The following is a 21,201-nucleotide window of genomic DNA, read 5'->3' as shown; positions in this document are numbered from 1 at the left end:
GGATTATAAAACCGTCAAGATATAGACCTGTTCTTGCAAACGACTTAAGCCTCTTTCCCGAAAACGAGGCTCTTTAGACAATATATCCTCGGTGTGCAGCAAATCGATCCGACACCAATCTCGATATAGTATTTCTACTTCTTGGCATTGCACGCTGAACGGCGGCCCATCCATTTCTTGCTGCGGATAATCGAATGCCACCAATAATATTTTCGTTCCGGTTTTAAGGAAGCGCTTCATATGCGCCGCATAATCCGCGCGCATCTCCGGCGGCAGCGCAACGAGCGAGGCCCGATCATAAACGGCATCAATCCCCGTTAAATCGTCCTCTATCAGGTGAAAAAAATCGCCGCAATAAATGCATAGATCATCGTTTTCCCACACTTCGAATTTGTCTTTACGCCCTGCGGTTGCCGGTACCTTGTTCTCGGTGAAAAACGCGTTGACCGCCAAGGGACTCAATTCGACGCCGATAACTCGATAGTTTTGCGCGAGCAACCACAGCATATCGTTACTCTTTCCGCACAACGGCACGAAGACCCGGCATCCCGCTTCGATATGCAATGCCGGCCAATATTGTTCTAAATGCGGATTGATGCTTTCACTATGAAAACCGATCTGATTTTGTTGCCAGCGTTCCAGCCAGAATTCTTGATGCATAGTTTCTCGTTCTATTTAGCCGTTCATTGGTTTCAATCATTCAACACAGCTTCGCATAACGCGGGCAACTCCGGCGCTTTGGCCGGGGCGGTCGGTGCTGCGGGCGTTTTCGCTTCGGCGGTAAACCACCAATCGAGCGATGCATCGCAGCCGTCGCCTTCAGGGATAGGCTCTTGGCTTCGGCAATCGAGATTGTTTTGCGGGCATTTCAAGCGCACATGAAAATGATCGTGATGCCCCCACCACGGGCGAATCTTTCCGAGCCAATCGCGTTCGGCCGAATCTTCGCACAGATGACGTTTAATCGCGGCATTGACGAATATCCGTTCGACTTCAGGCATGCGCGCCGCCGTTTCGAGTATACGATCATGGCGCTGCGTCCACTGGGAATCATCGATGCGGTCGATGGCAGTCCTTACCACTGACGGAGCGCTCCATTTTTCCCGTTCTTCCATCGTCAATGATCGCAAGGTAGCCTTATGCGATATTAAATACCAGATATCGACATCGAGACCGGTTTGATGGCTGCGGTGTCCGGTCAAAGTCGGGCCGCCGCGAGGCTGTCCCAAATCACCGATCAACAGAGTTCCCCAGCCTTGCGCCATCGCTTCACGACCCATGTTTTCGATGAATTGAATCAAATCGGGATGGCCGTAATAGCGTTTGCGCGACAAACGCATCACTTGATAACCCTCGCCTCTGAACGGCAACGATACCGCTCCACGAATACACCCGGCCGTATAGTTGCCAATGCTTTGCGCAATATCGCGGGCCGGCGCAGGTTCTGTTACTTTGGCCCATTTCTGTAATGGAGGATTTGCTGCGGCAAGCGTCGCAATTGTTAATAGAAGGATGATGATCAGTAATTTTTTCATGGATATCGATTGGAATAGCGATTGGCGAAAAATGCGAAAGGGATCATTTCATGACCGCAACATCAATCATCATTTTCCATGTTTCTCGTAGAGCACTCGTTGACGCGTGAAATAATCCTGCAAATAACTGTTGAAGCGACGCACTGCAATCGACCGTGGCTGCAGCGAGTTGAATTCTTGCATCGGGATATCCTCGCCGACGTGCATTGCAAGATGAAAGCGCCGGCGGGGTATTTGATACCACTTTTCGGCCTTGGTCAGCGTACTGGGATAACAGGACATCGTCACAGGCGTTACGATCGCATGCGCTTGTATTGCGATGCTAGCCGCGCCGCGTTGAAACCGGTAAGGCTTGCCGGGCACCGAGCGGGTGCCTTCCGGAAAGATGATCATTGTGCCGCCCGACTGCAGCCTTTGCACGCATTCGTCTATCATGATTTCAGGGTCGCCGTTGCTGATATAGCCGGCATTGAGGATCGGCCCTCGCATGAACGGATTGCGCCAAAGACTGGCCTTGACGATGCAACTGGCTTGGCTGATTCGGCTGATTAGAAAGACGATGTCGACCAATGTCGGATGATTGGCGACGATCAATTGCCCGGGCCTATTGAGTTTTTCCAGCCCTTCGATCTCGTAGGTCATCACGCCGATTCGATGCATCAGGCCGATGAACGCGTAAAAACTGTAATGAACGACTTGTTGGCCCCGGCGGATCTTACTCTCGTGAGTTCCTGGAATGATCGACAACACCGGAAAAACCAAAACCCATAATAAAAATCCGCCGGCGCCGAAGGTAAAAAAACTGAACCCGGTACCAAACAAACGCCAATAATAATTCAGCCGCTTTATCTGAGGCTGATGGCTTTTCGTTATTCGGTTTAATGTTCGGCTGACGCTTTGAATCATTATCAAACGGGTTATTTTTATGTCCGAAAATTCGGTGCCGAAGCGCCCGCGGTTTAGGTTGCTTCTAAGAGCCGGCTCGGTTGAGACGTATTTCGAAACAAGGCATAATTTAAATCATCGGAGACGATGTTTAAGATATCGCGCCAAAACTTGAAAAATACGGATTGAGGGGATTTATTAAAATAGTCTGCCCTAACCCCTCTTTTTCAAAGAGAGACTAAATACTTACATTCACCCAGGCGCCGAAATGCGACTAGTAATGGGTATATTTACGTTCCCGGCACATTATTAACCATGGTGCCGAGATAGTCGACGAATTCGGTTAAAAATACAATCAATTCATCAATTCTATCTTTCAAATCATGCAGGAAATCGCGGTGATGATGATGCTCCTCGACATAGAAAGACAGTCCCATATAGATCGTATTCGAACCCATTACGATCATGATCAAGGCCGCCGTTTTCAACATCAAGCCTCTGAAATGCGCGCTCATCTTACCGAACGCGACACTGATGAACAGCATCATCGGCAGCGTTCCGGCACCGAAAGTCAGCATCAACAATCCGCCCTCGGCAATGGTTGTCGCGGAGGTAGCCTTGACAGCCATTGCGAACGTCAACGGGCACGGCATCAAACCGTTCAAAAAACCGGCAATCAGCGCGCCGATGACCGGACCTTTGGTGCTCGCAGATGCATAGCCCTTGCGTAACACATTCATCGGAATCAATCGAATCGAGCCTTGAAACGGTATCCAACCGAGAATACCCAAAGCCAAAAGGATCACGACTGCGCCGATCACCATTTGCAGCAGACTTTGCAGCTTGCCGAACAGACCGCTCGAAACCAAAACGACTCCGAGCGAGGCGGCGGCGAAGCCGACCATCGTATAAACGAAAATGCGCGCGAGTTGATAGGCGAAATATGGGAGATAGCTTCTGGACGGTCCTGATTTCATGAAGTAACCGGAAACCAATGCGCCGCACATTCCCAAACAATGTCCGCTGCCCAACAATCCGGCCATAAAAGCCAGACTGTAGTCGAAACCGCCGGCTGCAGCAATATGATGCATGCCGTGATCCATTGTCGAATGATCCATTTGAAATCCTATTTTTTACCCAAGCGCAACGAATTGACGATCACGGACACCGAACTCAGCGCCATCGCCGCCGAGGCGATCATCGGATTAAGCTTACCCAAGGCCGCGACCGGAATCGCGACCGTGTTATAACCGAACGCCCAAAACAAATTTTCCTTGATGATACGAATCGTATCGGTACTGAGCTCGATTGCATCGGTCACTTTGGTAATATCGCCGCTGACTAGCGTCATATCGGCCGATTCGATCGCGATATCGGTGCCGCTGCCTATCGCAAAACCGACATCGGCCGCCGCCAGTGCCGGGGCATCATTGATACCGTCGCCGATCATGCCGACATGACGACCTTGTTGTTGGAATTCGTGAATAATCGCCAATTTATCCTCGGGCTTCGCGTTCGCGATAACCGTTTCGATACCGACTTTCGCGGCAATATAATTAGCCGTTTTTTCGGTATCACCGGTCACCATCAGCGTATGCACACCCATTTTATTCAATCTTGCGATCGCTTTACCCGCTTGTGGCCGCGGCTTATCGGCAATACCGAAAACAGCCGACTCCTTGCCGTTTATCGCCATAAACACGGGCGTCTTACCCTGCCCGGCATATTCGCCGGCTTCTTTCGATAAGGCGTCAACCGAAACACCTTGGTCAATCAACCACCCTCTATTGCCCAATAATAAATTTTTTCCCCCAACTTCGGCTAAAATCCCGCGTCCGGTTTCGCTCTTGAAATGACTGCATTCCTGTAGGACCATCGAATGCTCTTTGGCATAGTCTACGATCGCTTTACCGAGGAAATGCTCCGAATTGTTTTCTGCCGACGCAGCCAACAACAAGACTTCCACATCGTCTATTCCGGAAATATTGAGCCACTCGCTGACTTTCGGTTTACCTTCGGTAATCGTGCCGGTCTTATCGAACACGATCGCATCGAGCTTGGCCGCCAGTTCCAGACTTTCGCCGTTGCGGATATAAACACCTTCGCGCGCCGCGCGGCCGGTACCCACCATGATTGCCGCCGGAGTCGCCAAGCCTAATGCACAAGGGCAAGCGATCAATAACACGGTAATCGCATTACCGAAGGCATGCGCGAACGGCGCACCAACCAGCAACCACCCGCCCATCGTCAAGCCTGAAAAAACCATGACCGAGGGCACGAACACCGCCGAGATTCTATCGACCTGTTTCTGAATCGGCAATTTGGCTGCCTGAGCCTGATCGACCATGTGTACGATACCGGCCAGCACGGTGTCCATGCCGACCGCAGTCGCACGTATCTTCAATACGCCGCTGCCGTTGACGCAGCCTCCTATCACTTTTTGACCGACTTCCTTGACGACCGGTAAACTTTCGCCTGTCACCATCGCTTCGTCGACCGTCGAAACGCCATGAATCACTTGGCCGTCGGTCGGTATTTTTTCACCTGGACGCACCAATAAAATATCGTCGATTGCGATATCGTCGACATCGATCGTGACTTCTTCGCCGTCGCGCAACAACGTCGCGGTTTGCGGCTGCAAATCGACTAATTTTCGGATCGCCTCTCCGGCCTTGCCCTTCGCATTTTCTTCGAGATAGCGCCCCAACAAGACAAAGGTAATGATCGCGGCGGCCGCTTCGAAATAAATGTGACCTCTGTTTCGAAACAACGCCGGCAAACTATAACCGTAGGCGGAACCGACGCCCAATGCTATCAATGAATCCATGTTGGCCGCTCGGTGTTTCGCCAAACGAAAAGCCTTGCTGAAAAACTGCCGGCCGGACCAAAATACGACCGGTGTCGTCAAACCGAATTGCAGCCAATGCAGCCAGCGCGACGACGGCATGCTCATGCCGACCGCAACAACGGGCAGACTCAATATTCCCGACCAAACGAAACGGCTTCGTGCCGTCAAAATACGTTGCTGTTCTTTTTCAATCAGAATTTTGCGTTGCGACAAGGTATCCATCGCATAGGTTTTGTAACCAAGCGACGCCACTCTTACACCGACTTCATCCTTATCGAGCTGCCCATGGACGGTTAAAGTTTCGGTACCGAAATTGACGCTGGCTTGCTTGATCGCCGGATCGCGTTTCAGAACCATTTCGATTAGCAAAGCGCACGACGCGCAAGTCATGCCTTCGACGGCAAGATCGACTTCTTGCAGGGGACCGTCAAAGTCTTTCTTTCTTGCTTGATGGTCGATGCTTTGTTTATGGGCGATGTTGCCCAGGACCGCATCGATCAAAATCAGTAAATTCTTTTTCGGTAGACTGGCCGGGTCGAATTCAATCACAACCGAACCCAGCGAAAAAACTGAACGTACCGCTTTAATTTCCGGTCGCTTTTTTAGCAGGATTTCAAAAATGTAACCCCGCTCTTGGTCTTTTTTTAGTATTGGAGATTCGATCCGAATGCGCCGGGATAATTGATGAACAAGCCGAAAGTTTTTAAAAGTCACGCTTTGGGAATCCATATCGATTTAGACAGTAATATCAAGCCAGTGAATAACAACAAACGCTGCGATTTGAAAAATATGTCGCACAAGGCGGCATAGAAATAAAGAATTTATGTAACTATTCAGCTCATGCGGTAGGTTGGTGTCAGGCATTGATTTCTAAGGACGCGTGAATACATCCCTGTAAGCTCTGACTGCAACGTCCTGTTGCAGACAGCCTTATAAATCAATGCCTGACACCTTCTCATACATGACTTATACTGAATAATTACGAATTTATTTTTTACGTGACCGTATCAATAAATAAAACATATAGAAGATCGCCATCCATTCATAACGATATTTGAATGGCTTCACGATCCATTGCTGGGTAATGTGCTGCCAATGCAACTTGATCAGAAACAGCACTAAAATATCGTTCAAAAAGTCGATGACGGCTTTTTCAGGATCGTTTAAAAAAGCTTTGGGTTTTTTCAAGCCGATTTTTCCGACGACTTGAGCGGCATGTACCGTATCTTTGGCATCGGTGTATTTTTGTTTAAACCAATTGAGGGGTTCCGACTTGGCTTTATTACGATTAGCCCGTTCTTTCCAGAGCCTCGGTTTGGCTATTGGCTTCGGATTAAAAAGCCTCGCTTTCTCAATTTCGTCCAGGATTTTATACAACTGCTTGACCAGTGATTCGAACTCGCAAATCGTTTCTTGAAAACGTATCGATAATTTTTGTTGCCGCCGATATAGCACGACCCGATAAACTCCTTCGAGTTCAAGCAATTTTTCGGTCAACGCTTTAGCCGCTGCGGAATCGCAGGCTGCCGAGGGGATTTGAAACCTGACGTGCCCGTTCTCCCGATAACGCATCACAAAACTTCTTTGGATAGCCATAATTCAAACATTGCCTTAGTAGAAACAAAAACGGGCGTTCCGACAAATCAGTACAGAACACCCGTTAAATACTCCGCATAAACAAATTCGCGGATCTATTCGACCCTTTTATCGATTAATGCAGTCACTATCGCTTATATCTTTATCAGCGTCGAATAAAATAATCTTGCCATAACAAAATATGGCCGAAGTATACCCATCGTAGATAAAAATTCGGCGCCTCCTCGGGCACTGCCGAAATTTGAAGTGCGAAAGGTATATATACGCTATTATTCTTTTGTTTCTGCAACGATATCTTCTAAATTTTCTTTTTGTTGCAAAACAAAATCTTTTCCGGCATCGACCACTTTCGTGGTTCCCGAAATAATTTCCTTACGGTATTTATAGATCACGTAACCGGCGGCTACACCTAAGCCAAAAACCAATAACGGATGCTTGGCTGCTTTACCGAGCAATTTGCTTCCGCCTTGAACCGTGGCGGAGGCCATCGAACCTTTAACAATTTCTTTAGACATGGAATTCATCCCCTGTTGTGCGGTTTTGCCGTGCACATGTTTCATTTAATCTTTTCCTTAATTATTTAAATTGATGATAGAAGTTGGCTTACTCGGACTTTTCGGGTTCAGGTAGAATTTGATCCTCGTGCAGCATTTGATAGATTCCTTTGCACCCTTCACAACAAAAATCTTTATCACCTTCATTGGTTTTCAACGTGAACCCCGGCGTCTCCACCGTTAAACCACATAAATCACAAGCTTTTTTGGTATCGTTCATTCTGAATTCTTGATTTCATTTCCTATCGGCCGATATTAGCAAAATAAATTTTACACAACAAGCGCTTACTGTAAGGGCTAAAGCAAGTTCATGAGAACTAATAACAATTTAATTTAACAAAGGTTGTTGCTTGATAAGAAAAGTATAGAACGGCCCGAAAAAGGCAGGGAACTAATCATAAGCAATTATTAATACCCCCTATCGTTCACACGCAGAGCGCTCATCGTTATACATAAGTCAAAAATTACCGTTTTCCTCGTTCCCACCGCTCCAGCGTGGGAACGCATACCGATCTTGCCTCGGCTGACAAGGTATGGGTTCCCACGGAGGACCGTGGGAACCAGAAAAAAATTACTGTTTTACAATCTTAGCTAATGAGGCCTCGATACCATTGATTGTCGCTTAACACACTAGGTTTCGAAATCGCGATCTGGGGATCGCTCCCACAGAGCATCCGCCCTTTGTGGGAGCGACGCCTTCGTCGTCCCTCACCTAACGCTAGGTGAGGGAAAGCCATTGACTTTCAATATCCACTGATTTTTCAAACAGTACCGTACCCAGGTATTCGATAAACTCTGTTCAGCACCTTTACCGGTACTTGTGTATAACGGCGAGTGCAGAGCGTGGGATCGATAATTGCCGGGGGCTGAATAGTTACAATCATAAAACAAACTTCGGCGCCGGAAGCCCGTTAAAAAAAGCTCCGGCGCCGAAGTTTGACTAGCAAAGGGAATAATTACGAAGCGGCCGTTTTTGTCGATGATCGATAAGCGCCGCTCGCGGCACGATTTGATGCTTTCATTAACGCGATTCTTAATGCACCGGTTAAGCTTGCCCCCAAGCCTAACCGCATTGCCAAAGCCGGCAACACTATCATGGATGCTACAGCTAAACCCGCACCCACTAACAGAGCGCCATTGTTATCAACATTGACTTCAGTTTCCACACGCGTTAAATCTTGACTCATTTTTATTCACCTCTGTAGACAATTAGGCAATTAACTCAGTACTATGAATCTAAGCATAATAAATGCCAACTTATAACTGCATGATTTTACAGAACAAAGAAAACAATCATAGAGGAAGCAATAAAAAAATAGGTTAAATAACACTGTTTTATTGTGTCATTTGGCCTATTTTTAGAAACAGACTGTTTCATTTCCGCCCTACTCCCTTTTGATTAAAAAACGTTCAAGAATAAAAGGTATGGGATGTGTCGATCGAGGCAAGCCAAGCTTTGTATTGCGGATATAGAAGCACTCTGCGCCAACATCAGGTACGCTCAGCGAAGCCTACAATTCACTTTGAATTTTTAAGTGTTTCCGGTATTGATGGGGGCTTGCATTTTTTAACGTATGCAGAGCCCAAAAAATTGTAGTGCCTATTAACTAAGCCATTGAATTATATAAACTTAGAATCATAGCAATGAAAGAGCGCACCGTTATCGCATACAATACAAATAAACCCATTATTTTTTCCATAAACTATGCCGCATTTACTATTTTCACTCAGAGGGGTACCAGAAGACGAGGCCGAGGAAGTACGCGAACTTCTAAGCGAACATTCGATCGACTTTTATGAAACGTCGGCGGGTAACTGGGGAATTTCGATGCCGGCTTTATGGCTTAGTGATCAAACCCAACTCCAACAGGCACAAATCCTGCTGCATCAATATCAAAAGCAGCGTGCGCTGACCCAACGAGCATTGTACGAACAACTTAAAAAAGAAGGCAAAGCGCCAACACTTTTAGGCAATCTAAAGCATAACTCTATACGTTTGCTGGTTTATCTTGCCGCTATCGCATTGGTACTTTATGCATCTGTAAAGCTGATTTTCGAATTCGGCTTTACAGTGCCTTAACCCAGCCTTAACATTACGCGTCAATAGGCTATTGAATAATATGCAATAATTAATTTTATGGCACTACAAAGTTAAATTTGGCATGATTTTTAATTATTATATTTCAATAGCATAGGCGGTAGGCACTACACTTGTTAAAGCTGGGTTAAGCGGTCATTTGGGCATTCGCCTCGATCATGAATGTGAATAGCTAAGCTTTGTCATACCTTCTCTAGATTTCGCAGATCCCTGGCGGCGGCTATGGCAAGATACCTTATTAAAACTGTGTTAAATAACACAGTTTTAATAAGGTTCAAATATAAATTCTTCGACTTGATTCTGCCCGGCATCCTTCCATTAAACGCATTCCATGGCTTTGCGCATAAGCCATCGCTCAATCATCAACAGTCAAAACCGCGAACAGGCTTAGCAAAAACGACTACTTTTTTACTCGACGCCTATTTCCGCGCCTAATTCAACAACAATTTACACGATCGGAATACACTTTTTGCTTGGCCCTTTGCGAAACATTGTTAAGAATATTGATACGCGCTTCATCATCTACCTCCCCCCAAGATTTGATTTCTTCGAGCGTACGGTAGCAACCTAGGCAAACATCGGCTTCATCGAGACAGCAATTTCCGACGCAAGGAGAATCGATGCGTTGACGCTCAATCATTTGAGTTTTACCGCAGTTCCGTAAGCCATGATTTCGGACGCATTGGCCATGATCGCACTGGTCGTAAACCGAATATTAACTACAGCATCGGCGCCGCGACGCTGCGCTTCGGTCACCATTCTTTCAATGGCAAGATCCCTGGCATCGGCCAACATTTCTGTATAGCCTTTAATTTCACCGCCAACCAATCCTTTTAAAGCCGCCATGAAATCGCGCCCTACATGCTTGGATTGCACAATATTACCCACTACCACGCCCAAGTTTTCAGTAATCTCTCGTCCCGGCACATCAGGTGTTGTTGTAAAAATCATTGTTAATTTTCCTTTTTAAATAAAAGTCTAGGCCCGCCGCTTACAAACGGGCATAAAACTCGATTAGCACGCCGCCGTAAATTTTATATCATCCGGTAAGGCGGCATCTGAATCGATTCAATTCGCCGACCGGTCATCGTTATCACCCCGATATAACGATCATCGCCCGATGCCGAGAATTCGAATTCGAAAGAACGCATCAGCCTTAACCTACCGAACTCATCTCTTTTAAACGTCATTCGGCTCAATGCGACACAATCGTCCAACATTTGCACACCCATATCCGCACAGTGTTTTCTTACGGCCAAATAAGCATATTCTCTAATAGACAAAGCATCCGACCAACAGAAAAGCGCTACAATCAATAAAAAAATCAGAAGCACTTCAACTTGCATTGGTCGACCCTAAATTTGAGTATTAGTGTAAAGATCGATTGATACCTGTAATACGACCCAACAATCGGTGCAATCTATCCGAATTTTATTGGCTTAGCAAACAAGGTATACTTCGCGCGGCCAAATTTGCTTGCGGAAGCACTTCGAATCGATCTTGAAATGCTCCTTGATTTACCGGCTAATATTGAAGTTTCATTGACAATTATTAGATCGGCATTTTCTTACCGATTAATGCAAATTATACCCATCACACAAATTTCGATATCAACCTAGGAAGCAAAGAGATGACGAGCAAAGTAGATAACAGTACTCATGCCTAAGCCTTCTTCTTTCCAACGCGCACGAGAAGCCCCGGACCTCCCTACCGGCACGATCAAATTTATCCTGTACTGTATTAGCAGTTTCCCGGTTTTATTGATGTTAATGTTAATTCTCGAGACAGGACAGGCGGCATGCAATATTCTGGTGCCTTATGCAGTCAAGGCCATTATGGATGGCGTCGCTTCATTGACCGAACAAACCGGCCCGGTACTGAAAACACTGCAACAACCATTGCTATTGCTGATAGGCTTGGCTTTGGCCGAAATTATCTTCAGTCGAACCAGCGGTGCATTGCTGATTATTATCGGACCTCGTTTGCGGCAAAGAACAACACAAAAACTTTTTGCTTATTTGCAGTATCACTCGGTTAGTTACTTCGGTCATCACTTTGCCGGAGCACTGGCGCATCGCATTAGCGAAACCGCGATCAGCGTCAATCATACGACGTGGTCGGTTTTATGCGAATTTTGGCCAATTACGGTAACCTTTATCGTTTCGATTTTTTTATTGCTTGAGGTTAATCAAGGACTAGGGCAATACGTTGCAAGCTGGGTATTATCGTATATTGTCATTTCTTATTGGCTTGCCACTCGTTGTCAGCAATATGCAAAAAGTTACGCAGCGACTCGCAGCCATGTCAACGGCAAAATCGTCGATGCGGTCAGCAATATGCTTAACGCCAAGTTGTTTGCCAGGCTCAATTACGAGCGCCGTTATTTGAACGAATATTTGGAAACCGAAGTTCGTGCCGGACGCCGCACATTTTGGTATATGGAACGAGTCCGTTGGTTTCAATTCATTGCCGCCGCCGCACTCAAGATCGGCACGGTCTACTATGCGCTCACGCTTTGGGAAAGCGGCATAATCAGTGTTGGCGATTTTACAATGAGCATTGCCTTGGCGTTATTGATTATCAGCGATGCCCGTAATCTAACCCGGCGATTTTTAGAGTTTTTCGAATATGTCGGCAATGTTGCCAACGGTGTCGAGACTATCGTTCGTCCTCACGAAATTATCGACAAACCTGAAGCTACACCTCTAACCGTGACACATGGCAGAATCGAGTTCCGTCATGTTCGCTTCGGTTACGATCCCTCACAGCCGGTTTTTGAAAACTTGAACGTCATCATTGAACCGGGGCAACGAGTTGGTTTAGTTGGTTTTTCAGGATCCGGAAAATCGACCTTTGTCGCGCTAATGCTACGCAATTACGAACCTCAAGACGGAGCGATCCTGATCGATGGTGTCGACATTGCCGGTGTAACTCAAGATTCCTTGCATGAACAAGTCAGCGTGATTCCTCAGGATCCGAGTTTGTTCCATCGCAGCCTCAAAGAAAATATCGGTTACGGCAAACTGGAGGCGGCGGATGCGGAAATAATTGGCGCCGCCGATCTCGCACATGCCGACGAGTTTATCAACGATATGAAAGAAGGTTACGATGCTCTGGTGGGAGAACGCGGCGTCAAGTTGTCCGGTGGACAGCGTCAACGTATCGCCATCGCTCGCGTCATGCTGAAGGATGCGCCGATTCTAATTCTTGACGAAGCCACATCCAGTTTAGATTCGGTCACCGAAAAAACCATTCAAGAAAATCTCGACCGAGCCATGGGTCGTAAGACCGTCATCGCCGTTGCGCATCGTTTATCGACGATTGCCCATCTCGACCGCATTTTGGTCTTTGATAACGGTCGCATCGTCGAGGACGGCAGCCATAATGAATTACTGGGTCGAAAAGGATTTTATCATCGGCTTTGGTCAATGCAGGCAGGTGGTTTTTTGCCGGAAGAAGCGGTTAGCGGAATAGTATAAATCGACTTTGTCGTTCGTCAATTAAGCTTGCGCTTCGTTCGTGATTGATCGCTTTACAAACTATAGTTAAGCAAAAACTAACAAAGCGGTCGCGAAAAAAGTTAAAATGAGCGGCTTTTAACTCTCCGCGCACTTTCAAGCTGGATAACTATTATGTTAAGCAAATATAACACCGATGACTTAAGAATCAGTGAAACGAAAGAAGTCATTGCGCCTGTTGCGGTACACGAAGAACTGCCGATGAATGAACTCGCGGCGACTACGGTGCTGCAAACGCGCGCCGAAATTCATGACATATTAACCGGAGATGACGACCGCTTGTTAGTCGTGATCGGCCCGTGTTCGATTCATAATCCGGAAGCGGCGATCGAGTATGGAAAAAAGCTCAAGGCGATCAAAGACGAATTGAACCAAGATCTACTGATCGTGATGCGCGTATATTTCGAAAAGCCTAGAACTACGGTCGGTTGGAAAGGTTTGATTAACGACCCCGATCTGGATTCCAGCTTCGATATCAACAAAGGCCTGCGTATTGCCCGACGCTTATTGTTGGACTTGAACACGCTGGGTATGCCGGCCGCAACCGAATATCTCGATTTGATCACACCTCAGTATGTTTCCGACTTGATTTCGTGGGGGGCCATCGGCGCAAGAACCACCGAGAGTCAGGTGCATCGGGAATTGGCTTCCGGTCTATCCTGCGCGGTCGGTTTCAAAAACGCGACCGATGGTTCGATCAAAATCGCGATCGATGCAATCGGCGCGGCAATGAGCCCCCATCACTTTCTCTCATTAACGAAGGAAGGCCGTTCGGCGATTTTTTCGACGCGCGGCAATGAAGATGCTCACATTATTTTGCGCGGCGGCAACGGCCAACCCAACTACGATGCGGTCAATGTTGAAAAAGTCGCGGAAGGACTGGAAAATTCAGGGCTACGACCTCGCATTATGATTGACTTCAGCCATGCGAATAGCTTGAAACAATATCAACGCCAGTTGATCGTCGGCGAGGATGTCGGTGGTCAAATTGCCGGCGGCGACAAACGCATCATCGGCGTCATGATCGAAAGCCATTTAAAGGCCGGACGCCAGGACGTAATCCCCGGCAAACCATTGACTTTTGGGCAAAGTATTACCGATGCCTGCTTGGGCTGGGAAGACTCGGCACAGTTGTTGAAAGATCTCGCTGCGGCAGTAGTTGCGCGCAGAAAGACTGAAAATTGATACGGAGCGTAAACGTGAATATATTGCTAAATGGCGAACCCCGCGAATATCCGGAAGCGACAACGGTCGCACGGATTGTGGCCGATATGGGGCTAAGCGGCAAGCGCATCGCGGTTGAGTTGAATAAAGAAATCCTGCCGTTCGACCGCTACGAACAGCAAACGCTACAGGACAATGACCGTCTGGAAATCGTTCATGCCATCGGCGGCGGCCAGGACGATACCTTCACCGTAGCCGGCACTCGCTTTCATTCGCGCTTATTGGTCGGTACCGGCAAGTATAAAGATTTGGAGGAAACCCGCCTGGCTATCGAAGCCAGTGGTGCGGAAATCGTCACGGTCGCGATCCGACGGACCAATATCGGCCAAAACCCGGGCGAACCCAACCTGCTCGATGTTATTTCGCCTGATAAGTACACAATCCTGCCGAATACCGCCGGTTGCTTCACCGCCGACGATGCCGTGCGGACCTGCCGTTTGGCCAGGGAGTTATTAGGCGGTCATAAGCTGGTCAAACTGGAAGTCTTGGCCGACCAAAAAACCTTATTCCCCGATGTCGCCGAAACGTATGTCGCGGCGGAATTGTTGGTCAAGGACGGTTTCGATGTGATGGTTTATACCAATGATGACCCGATTGCCGCGAAAAGACTGGAAGATATCGGCTGTGTAGCTGTGATGCCATTGGCTGCACCGATCGGCTCGGGATTGGGCATTCGTAATCCGTACAACATTTTGACCATCGTCGAGAACGCCAACGTACCGATTCTGGTCGACGCCGGCGTCGGCACGGCTTCCGATGCCGCTATCGCGATGGAGCTCGGCTGCGATGGCGTGCTAATGAATACCGCAATCGCCGCTGCCCAACATCCGATCATGATGGCTGAAGCGATGAGAAAAGCGATCGAAGCCGGTCGCCTGGCATTTTTAGCCGGACGCATGCCAAGAAAACGTTTCGCTTCGGCTTCGTCGCCGATCGACGGTTTGTTTCTTTAAACCTAGAAAAAAACCTTCACCATGAAGTATAAGAAGTTAATTCAATAACTTGCCCAGCCTTAACAAATCAAACACCCATGACCCAAATACCGAAAAATGTTAAAGCTGAGCTTGCTTTCGTTCACCCAAAAGATTAGCGGAAATATTACTGTGGAAGTTCGTAGATTTTGGCTCTTTATCTAATTTTTCGATATAAGAAGCTCGGCAGAGAAAATGCCGGTTCCGGAGAGGGTGCGGTTGCTCGACCGACAGGCGTCGGCGGCAGGGAAAGCCGCCGTCGAGCCTACATGGACGTATTCACCCAGCACCTAAATTCCATAGCCCATTGGCTATGGTTAACTATCTTGGATAATTTAGGTGCTGGGTTCACGGCGTCCTGTCGGGCGAGTGACCGCACCCTCCCTAACGCCTAGCACTTTCATTTACTGGGGCGATTACCAGACTTTCATGAACTTTAGGTAATCTCTTGAAATACTTCATGTGCTTCATGATTAAACTGCCAAATAGGATTCGCTTGGCTGTTTTTTCAACTCTAAGCACATGCATTCGCACTGAACTATTGGGTTACGCTTCGCTAACCCAACCGATTCAGCCGTATTCATTAATATTGCAATACAAACACCGCACTCCGTCAGCATGAATTCCCCTGATTTATCCAACGCAGGCAAAATCCGAAGCTTTTCGCGGCGTCAAGGCCGCATCACCGTAGGCCAGCAGCAAGCCCTCGCCGATTTCTGGAATAAGTACGGCCTGGAGCCCGGTATCGAATGCCGTTTCAGCGAAATTTTCGGACGCGAAGCGCCGATTATCGTCGAAATCGGTTTCGGAAACGGCGATAGCCTAGCAGACATGGCCGAGGCGACCCCCGATTGCGATTACATCGGCATTGAGGTGCATAGACCGGGCGTCGGCCATTTGATTATGCAACTGGAAGCGCGCGAACTGCGCAATGTGCGAATTTTTTGCCATGATGCAGTCGAGATTCTGGCACGATGCATCCCCGATCAAAGCCTAGCGGGCGTTCATTTGTTTTTTCCCGACCCTTGGCCGAAAAAGCGTCACCATAAACGGCGTATCGTCAAACCGGCATTCGTCGATTTGGTCACGGCAAAGTTGACACGGGGAGGTTATTTTCATTGCGCAACGGACTGGGAAAACTATGCTAAGCATATGCTGGCGGTATTATCGAATGCGTCGGATCTTAAAAATACCGATGTAGGCGGAGGATATAGCGAGCGCCCCTCCTATCGGCCCCTAACTAAATTCGAAAACCGTGGCCTACGCCTCGGCCACGGCGTTTGGGATTTGATTTTTAGAAAAATCTAGGGACCAGGGTAAAGAAAAATAGGCGCGAAAGGCAACTCCCTTATTCGACAACACCAAGAAGAGAACGCTTCGAGTATTTTGTAGGCGTACCCGAAAAATCATACAACAGAGTTCACAACCGATGCGCCCTGTTCACTGTTCACTATTTACTTCTCACTGTTTACTGCTCACTATCACCAGACATATCCAATTGCATCGCCTTGATGATCGTTGCCAATTCGCTTCGCTGTCTTTTTAACGGCTCTAGCTCTTGTTCCAGAATCGCTATATTTTCGGCAACGCTGCCTTTGGATTCATTAATCTTTCTCAGCATTTGCAAACGCCCTTCAATCTGTTTTTTATGATCCTTGATTTGGTGCATCAATGGTGTCAACACACTGTTACTCCAAGCGGCGGCATCTTTTTGGGCATGTTTCATAATGTTTCGCGCTTTACTGATTAACGTACTATAAAGCTTGTTAATTACAATGCTTTGTTCGGTCAATGTGGTTTTTGCGCTGGTCCGGAATGCTTCGCCTTCTTCGAAGATCTGTTCTAATTCGAACTGGTATTGCTTAATCGAGAAAAGCTGCGGTTCGATTTCCTTGAAACCGTATTCGTCCTGAAACTTTTTATGAATTGCTTTAACCAAACGGCGCGTTTCATTAGTCGTATCGACTGCATCCTGCAATAAGTCCCGTAAATCGTCGAACAACTTACGGATTTGTTGCTTCATGCCGTATGTCGTTAAACTCTTGGTCATATCTTCCCGAGTCTGCCGGATGATCTCGTCGACTTTTTCCTTGGCAAACGAGTCAATCAGGATTTTTGCCTGTACACTAAAAACCTTACGGCTGGCTTGAAAATTTTCGACATTGACCATGTAATGCTGTTGCCTGTCGCGGGTTTCGGCCATCAGCTTTTCGGTCATTTCATGATTTTCAAAGTCCAGCTTCTTGAACTCCTCTAATTGCTTGGCCGCATTGGCCAGCTTACCGTCGGTAAGATTAGACGATTCGCCCACCAAAAAACCGATATCTTTTTTAATCGTATTGAGTAATATTTGCCGCCGTTGCTTTAGGATGTCTTCGGACAAATATTTTTCCAAGGAATATAACCGACTTTTTTCGAGCAGCACATTATCGGATTTTACCTTAGCCAGCAGCGCCTGCTTAGCCGATACCGGAAAGATTGATGATTCGTCGATATTTAAAATTCCGGCCGATGTACTAATTTGCGATTCTATGGCTGCGTCATAACCCGTCTCACCGGCTAGATCGTCCCACATCGAATCGATTTTGTTCATGACGACAGCCAGCCCATGCTTTCTCCCGCCCCTAGCACTACAGACATGATTACGCCACATTTCCAAGTCGCTTTTAGTCACTCCGGTATCGGCAGCTAAGACGAATATGATTGCCTGAGCGCTTGGAAGCATATTCAACGTCAGCTCAGGTTCGGTACCTAATGCATTTAAGCCCGGCGTGTCGAGAATACAAAGCCCTTCCTTCAATAACGGATGCGGAAAACTGATTAATGCATGGCGCCAGCATGGAATTTCAACGGTTTCAGGATTAACAACCCCTTGCTCGGCAGCTTCACGCTCGTTCCATAACCCCAGTTTATCCGCTACATCCCTTGGCACGGTCTTGGTGGCTATCAACTCTCTAAATGCTTCTTGCATTTGCGTCGGAGAATCGAAATTTAGATCGATTTGTGTCCAACGAGCGGGATTGTTTTTATATTCGGCCAGCGAAAGATCTTCTAAGCGACTTTCTATATTCAGCAGACGAATATAACTGCCCCCCTCTTCGTCATAAAATACTTCGGTTGGCGACATCGTTGTCCGGCCAGGTGTTGAAGGCAACAAGCGGACACCGGTTTCGGCAAAAAATAAAGCATTGATCAACTCCGTTTTGCCGCGCGAAAACTCCGCGACAAAAGCCAGCGTTACGCGGTCCGATTCCAAGCCATTAAGGATATTCAAAATTGTCCCGGTGCTATGAACATCGTTCATCCCGTAACGAATACGCCATTCTTGATACATTTCAATTGCTTGCATCAACTGACTGCGCCACTGCGAGTATTCATGCAGCTGTTCTTTAAATTCCGGGTTCCTCATGGCTGGCCTTTTTTTCGGTCATTAGTCTGCAAGATAATAAGGTCGCTTGAGTCTTTCACACGACCGAAGCGAACGAAGTATAACGATGTAATGCGGGTAAGTGTAGACCATATCGTTGAATCTGTTAGTCACGCACGATTATTTTTAAACACCGTATTGTTTTCGGTATTCGATAATTGTATCAACTGGATAGCCTAGATCCTGAACAGTCTTCAAATATTCAATAATCTGTTCGAGTGATACGATACTTTGGACCGGCATATTATACGTTTGCCTGACTTCCTGGGTAGCGGATTGCCCATCCGGGCCTTTTTCCTGCCGATCCAACGCGATGAGCACACCCGCTGGAGAAGCTCCCTCTCCGTTAATAATGGCGACCGACTCGCGCACCGACGTCCCGGCCGTAATGACGTCATCCAAAATCAGAACATTCCCGGACAAAGGCGTACCGACGATCACTCCGCCCTCGCCGTGATCCTTGGCTTCCTTGCGATTGAATGCAAACGGCATATCTCTTCCGGTTAGTCGAGCATAAGCAATCGAAGTCGCGCTAACCAGCGGAATACCTTTATATGCCGGGCCGAACAACATATCGATATTTAGCTTGGACTCCAGCAAGGCCCGCGCGTAAAACTCGCCTAATTTGCCCAATTTCGCACCGGTATCGAACAATCCGGTATTGAAAAAATAAGGACTCATACGCCCCGATTTTAATTGAAATTCACCGAATTTGAGCACGCCGCAGTCCAGGGCATACTGAATAAAATCTTTTTGGTAATCAAGCATTGCGTTTCTTTATGTAATAGTTTGAAAGATACGTTATAAATTATCCTAAAGGATGATCATTCAGCGAATGAATTTTTCAAGGATGGTATCGAGAAAATTCCAACCGTGATCGGAACAACGGTAATGACCATCCGTAAAATCGACCAAGCCTTGTGCGATACATTGCTCAAGCCCCGGCTGCAGGCTGTCGAGACTCAATCCTGTAGCGGCGCGATAGCGTACTTCGGTAAAACCCTCCTTAAGTCGGAAATGATTCATCGCGAATTCAATAGGAAGATTATCGGCTTCGCACAAAACTGGCTTTTCCTCGCCAAGGGTTTGCATATATAACTCGGGGCTCTTAGGTTTAACGCTACGATAAACCTCGAAAGGCAACGCCAAACTCATTTTACCGTGCGCACCCGCGCCGATCCCTAGATAATCGCCGAATTGCCAATAATTGCGGTTATGTCGGCACTGAGCGCCCGGCTTACTGTAAGCGGAAATTTCATACTGCCAATAGCCCGCGCTTTCTAACATTGATTGGCATTGCATTTGCCCGGCAAAGATACTTTCCTCTCCCGGCAGTTGCGGCGGAAACTTATGAAAATAAGTATTCGGCTCCAACGTCAACTGATAAAAGGAGATATGAGTCGGATTGATATTTATAGCGGTACGAATATCGGACAAACTGCTATATCCGGAAATTTCCGGCAAACCGAACATTAAGTCTAGATTAAAATTGGAAAAGCCGACGCGTTGCGCAATTTCCGCCGATTGAATCGCCTCCGCCGCCGAATGAACCCGTCCCAATTTTTTTAATTGTGCATCATTAAAACTTTGCACCCCGATTGATAATCGATTAATCCCGATAGCTCGAAATTCAGCGAATTTACCACTTTCAAAGGTACCAGGATTGGCTTCGAGCGTTATTTCGGCATTTTCGGCTAATCGCGTTTGACGTCTAATACCGCAAAGCAATCGATCGATCGCTTCGGGCGAAAACAAACTGGGCGTTCCGCCGCCAATGAATATCGTCTCAATGGGCTGTCGAACAATAAAACGCGTCAAATCGAGACTCAAATCTTGCAACAAGGCATCGATATAGCGTTTTTCGGGTAACTCAGCCTTGACCGCATGAGAATTGAAATCGCAATAGGGGCATTTTTTGATGCACCAAGGTATGTGGATATATAAACTTATCGGCGGCAAGATTTTTTTTGCACAATATGGAAGATGAGATATTTTAACACCGAAACTATTGTAAACGCTCGCTTTACCTTTTCCTGGCGACAAGCATGTCTTGTTTAACATTCCCAGTTTCAGCAACGATAATTAAGCAATAAACGGCCGTTAACTGAAGCTGCTTTCGGAATTGATGCGGCTAAGTTTAAAGAGTATGTTATGCGATACGGTAAACGCTTGGAACGTTGACGAATACTACATCGAATTCAATTATCCAATAAAACTTCCATAGTTCAGCGTACTTCCCGCCAGACATGCATAGGTATCTACACAAGTGCTTGCACCTTTTTCTTTGCGGGAGAAGGTTGGGATGAGGGGAATATAAGTGATTGTTTTTACTCTCACCACAGCAACCCTCTTCAACAGGAGAGGATGCTAGGCCAGCTTGTAACTCATTGTATTTATGATATAAAACTTGTGTAGATACTTATGCCAGACATGAGAGAGCCATACTCTCACGAAAAAAGGGAATGCTTACATGGGGTCGTCTGAAAGGCCTATGCGTCGATAGGTTTTGGGCAACAGAGCACATAGAAATTTTATAAACGGGCTC

20 protein-coding genes are annotated in these 21,201 nt (G+C 47.1%); 5 read left to right on the top strand and 15 right to left on the bottom strand.

Features of this window, described 5'->3' with window-relative positions:
- Window positions 1-3 precede the first annotated feature (3 nt).
- From WJM45_RS00875 to WJM45_RS00835, 9 genes are all read right to left on the bottom strand, one after another.
- On the bottom strand, window positions 4-660 hold the full coding sequence (locus WJM45_RS00875) for a thiopurine S-methyltransferase (RefSeq protein ID WP_341327124.1): 657 nt from the start codon (window positions 658-660) through the stop codon (window positions 4-6).
- Between the two features lie 32 nt (window positions 661-692).
- Window positions 693-1,535: a penicillin-insensitive murein endopeptidase gene (gene mepA, locus WJM45_RS00870; RefSeq protein ID WP_341327123.1), complete on the bottom strand. Its 843-nt coding sequence runs from the start codon at window positions 1,533-1,535 to the stop codon at window positions 693-695.
- Between the two features lie 69 nt (window positions 1,536-1,604).
- Window positions 1,605-2,441: a lysophospholipid acyltransferase family protein gene (locus tag WJM45_RS00865; RefSeq protein WP_341327122.1), complete on the bottom strand. Its 837-nt coding sequence runs from the start codon at window positions 2,439-2,441 to the stop codon at window positions 1,605-1,607.
- 269 nt (window positions 2,442-2,710) lie between these two features.
- Window positions 2,711-3,538, bottom strand: a complete 828-nt coding sequence (locus WJM45_RS00860) for a sulfite exporter TauE/SafE family protein (RefSeq protein WP_341327121.1) — start codon at window positions 3,536-3,538, stop codon at window positions 2,711-2,713.
- 8 nt (window positions 3,539-3,546) lie between these two features.
- Window positions 3,547-5,997 carry a heavy metal translocating P-type ATPase gene (locus WJM45_RS00855; protein WP_341327120.1) on the bottom strand — a complete coding sequence of 817 codons (2,451 nt, stop codon included), beginning with the start codon at window positions 5,995-5,997 and terminating at the stop codon, window positions 3,547-3,549.
- Between the two features lie 258 nt (window positions 5,998-6,255).
- Window positions 6,256-6,864, bottom strand: a complete 609-nt coding sequence (locus WJM45_RS00850) for a hypothetical protein (protein ID WP_341327119.1) — start codon at window positions 6,862-6,864, stop codon at window positions 6,256-6,258.
- A 269-nt stretch (window positions 6,865-7,133) separates the two neighbouring features.
- Window positions 7,134-7,424: a hypothetical protein gene (locus WJM45_RS00845; protein WP_014146685.1), complete on the bottom strand. Its 291-nt coding sequence runs from the start codon at window positions 7,422-7,424 to the stop codon at window positions 7,134-7,136.
- A 43-nt stretch (window positions 7,425-7,467) separates the two neighbouring features.
- Window positions 7,468-7,638, bottom strand: a complete 171-nt coding sequence (locus WJM45_RS00840) for a heavy metal translocating P-type ATPase metal-binding domain-containing protein (RefSeq protein ID WP_341327118.1) — start codon at window positions 7,636-7,638, stop codon at window positions 7,468-7,470.
- Window positions 7,639-8,374: 736 nt separating this feature from the next.
- Window positions 8,375-8,605: a hypothetical protein gene (locus WJM45_RS00835; RefSeq protein WP_341327117.1), complete on the bottom strand. Its 231-nt coding sequence runs from the start codon at window positions 8,603-8,605 to the stop codon at window positions 8,375-8,377.
- A 518-nt stretch (window positions 8,606-9,123) separates the two neighbouring features.
- On the opposite strand from WJM45_RS00835, the gene WJM45_RS00830 reads away from it, so the two are divergent.
- On the top strand, window positions 9,124-9,498 hold the full coding sequence (locus tag WJM45_RS00830; RefSeq protein WP_341327116.1) for a DUF6164 family protein: 375 nt from the start codon (window positions 9,124-9,126) through the stop codon (window positions 9,496-9,498).
- 454 nt (window positions 9,499-9,952) lie between these two features.
- Here WJM45_RS00830 and WJM45_RS00825 read toward each other — a convergent pair whose 3' ends face one another.
- The 3 genes from WJM45_RS00825 to WJM45_RS00815 all read right to left on the bottom strand — a co-directional run bounded on the left by WJM45_RS00825 (window position 9,953) and on the right by WJM45_RS00815 (window position 10,862).
- Window positions 9,953-10,156 (bottom strand): DUF1289 domain-containing protein, encoded by a 204-nt coding sequence (locus WJM45_RS00825; protein ID WP_341327115.1) that lies wholly within the window; start codon window positions 10,154-10,156, stop codon window positions 9,953-9,955.
- Window positions 10,153-10,467, bottom strand: coding sequence for a YbjQ family protein (locus WJM45_RS00820; RefSeq protein WP_341327114.1), 315 nt, complete (start codon window positions 10,465-10,467; stop codon window positions 10,153-10,155). The genes WJM45_RS00825 and WJM45_RS00820 overlap by 4 nt, the downstream gene beginning before the upstream one ends.
- An 83-nt stretch (window positions 10,468-10,550) precedes the next feature.
- Window positions 10,551-10,862, bottom strand: coding sequence for a DUF3301 domain-containing protein (locus tag WJM45_RS00815; RefSeq protein ID WP_341327113.1), 312 nt, complete (start codon window positions 10,860-10,862; stop codon window positions 10,551-10,553).
- A 312-nt stretch (window positions 10,863-11,174) separates the two neighbouring features.
- Between WJM45_RS00815 and WJM45_RS00810 the strand changes: the two genes are divergently transcribed.
- From WJM45_RS00810 to trmB, 4 genes are all read left to right on the top strand, one after another.
- Entirely contained in the window at window positions 11,175-12,995 is a 1,821-nt protein-coding gene (locus WJM45_RS00810; protein ID WP_341327112.1) for an ABC transporter ATP-binding protein, read from the top strand.
- Between the two features lie 153 nt (window positions 12,996-13,148).
- Window positions 13,149-14,219 (top strand): 3-deoxy-7-phosphoheptulonate synthase AroG, encoded by a 1,071-nt coding sequence (gene aroG, locus WJM45_RS00805; protein WP_341327111.1) that lies wholly within the window; start codon window positions 13,149-13,151, stop codon window positions 14,217-14,219.
- A gap of 14 nt (window positions 14,220-14,233) precedes the next feature.
- Window positions 14,234-15,211, top strand: a complete 978-nt coding sequence (thiS, locus tag WJM45_RS00800; protein ID WP_341327110.1) for a sulfur carrier protein ThiS — start codon at window positions 14,234-14,236, stop codon at window positions 15,209-15,211.
- A 636-nt stretch (window positions 15,212-15,847) separates the two neighbouring features.
- Window positions 15,848-16,537 carry a tRNA (guanosine(46)-N7)-methyltransferase TrmB gene (gene trmB, locus WJM45_RS00795; protein ID WP_341327109.1) on the top strand — a complete coding sequence of 230 codons (690 nt, stop codon included), beginning with the start codon at window positions 15,848-15,850 and terminating at the stop codon, window positions 16,535-16,537.
- A 160-nt stretch (window positions 16,538-16,697) separates the two neighbouring features.
- On the opposite strand, the gene WJM45_RS00790 is transcribed toward trmB, so the two are convergent.
- From WJM45_RS00790 to hemW, 3 genes are all read right to left on the bottom strand, one after another.
- On the bottom strand, window positions 16,698-18,638 hold the full coding sequence (locus WJM45_RS00790; protein WP_341327108.1) for a dynamin family protein: 1,941 nt from the start codon (window positions 18,636-18,638) through the stop codon (window positions 16,698-16,700).
- 144 nt (window positions 18,639-18,782) lie between these two features.
- Entirely contained in the window at window positions 18,783-19,424 is a 642-nt protein-coding gene (gene pyrE, locus WJM45_RS00785) for an orotate phosphoribosyltransferase (protein WP_341327107.1), read from the bottom strand.
- A gap of 60 nt (window positions 19,425-19,484) precedes the next feature.
- Window positions 19,485-20,615 carry a radical SAM family heme chaperone HemW gene (hemW, locus tag WJM45_RS00780; protein ID WP_341327106.1) on the bottom strand — a complete coding sequence of 377 codons (1,131 nt, stop codon included), beginning with the start codon at window positions 20,613-20,615 and terminating at the stop codon, window positions 19,485-19,487.
- Window positions 20,616-21,201 lie beyond the last annotated feature (586 nt).

Origin of the sequence: Methylotuvimicrobium sp. KM2, assembly GCF_038051925.1 — a bacterium.
Taxonomy (GTDB): Bacteria; Pseudomonadota; Gammaproteobacteria; order Methylococcales; family Methylomonadaceae; genus Methylotuvimicrobium.
The sequence above is the reverse complement of the archived record's forward strand: the minus strand, read 5'-3'. Positions and strand labels throughout refer to the sequence as shown.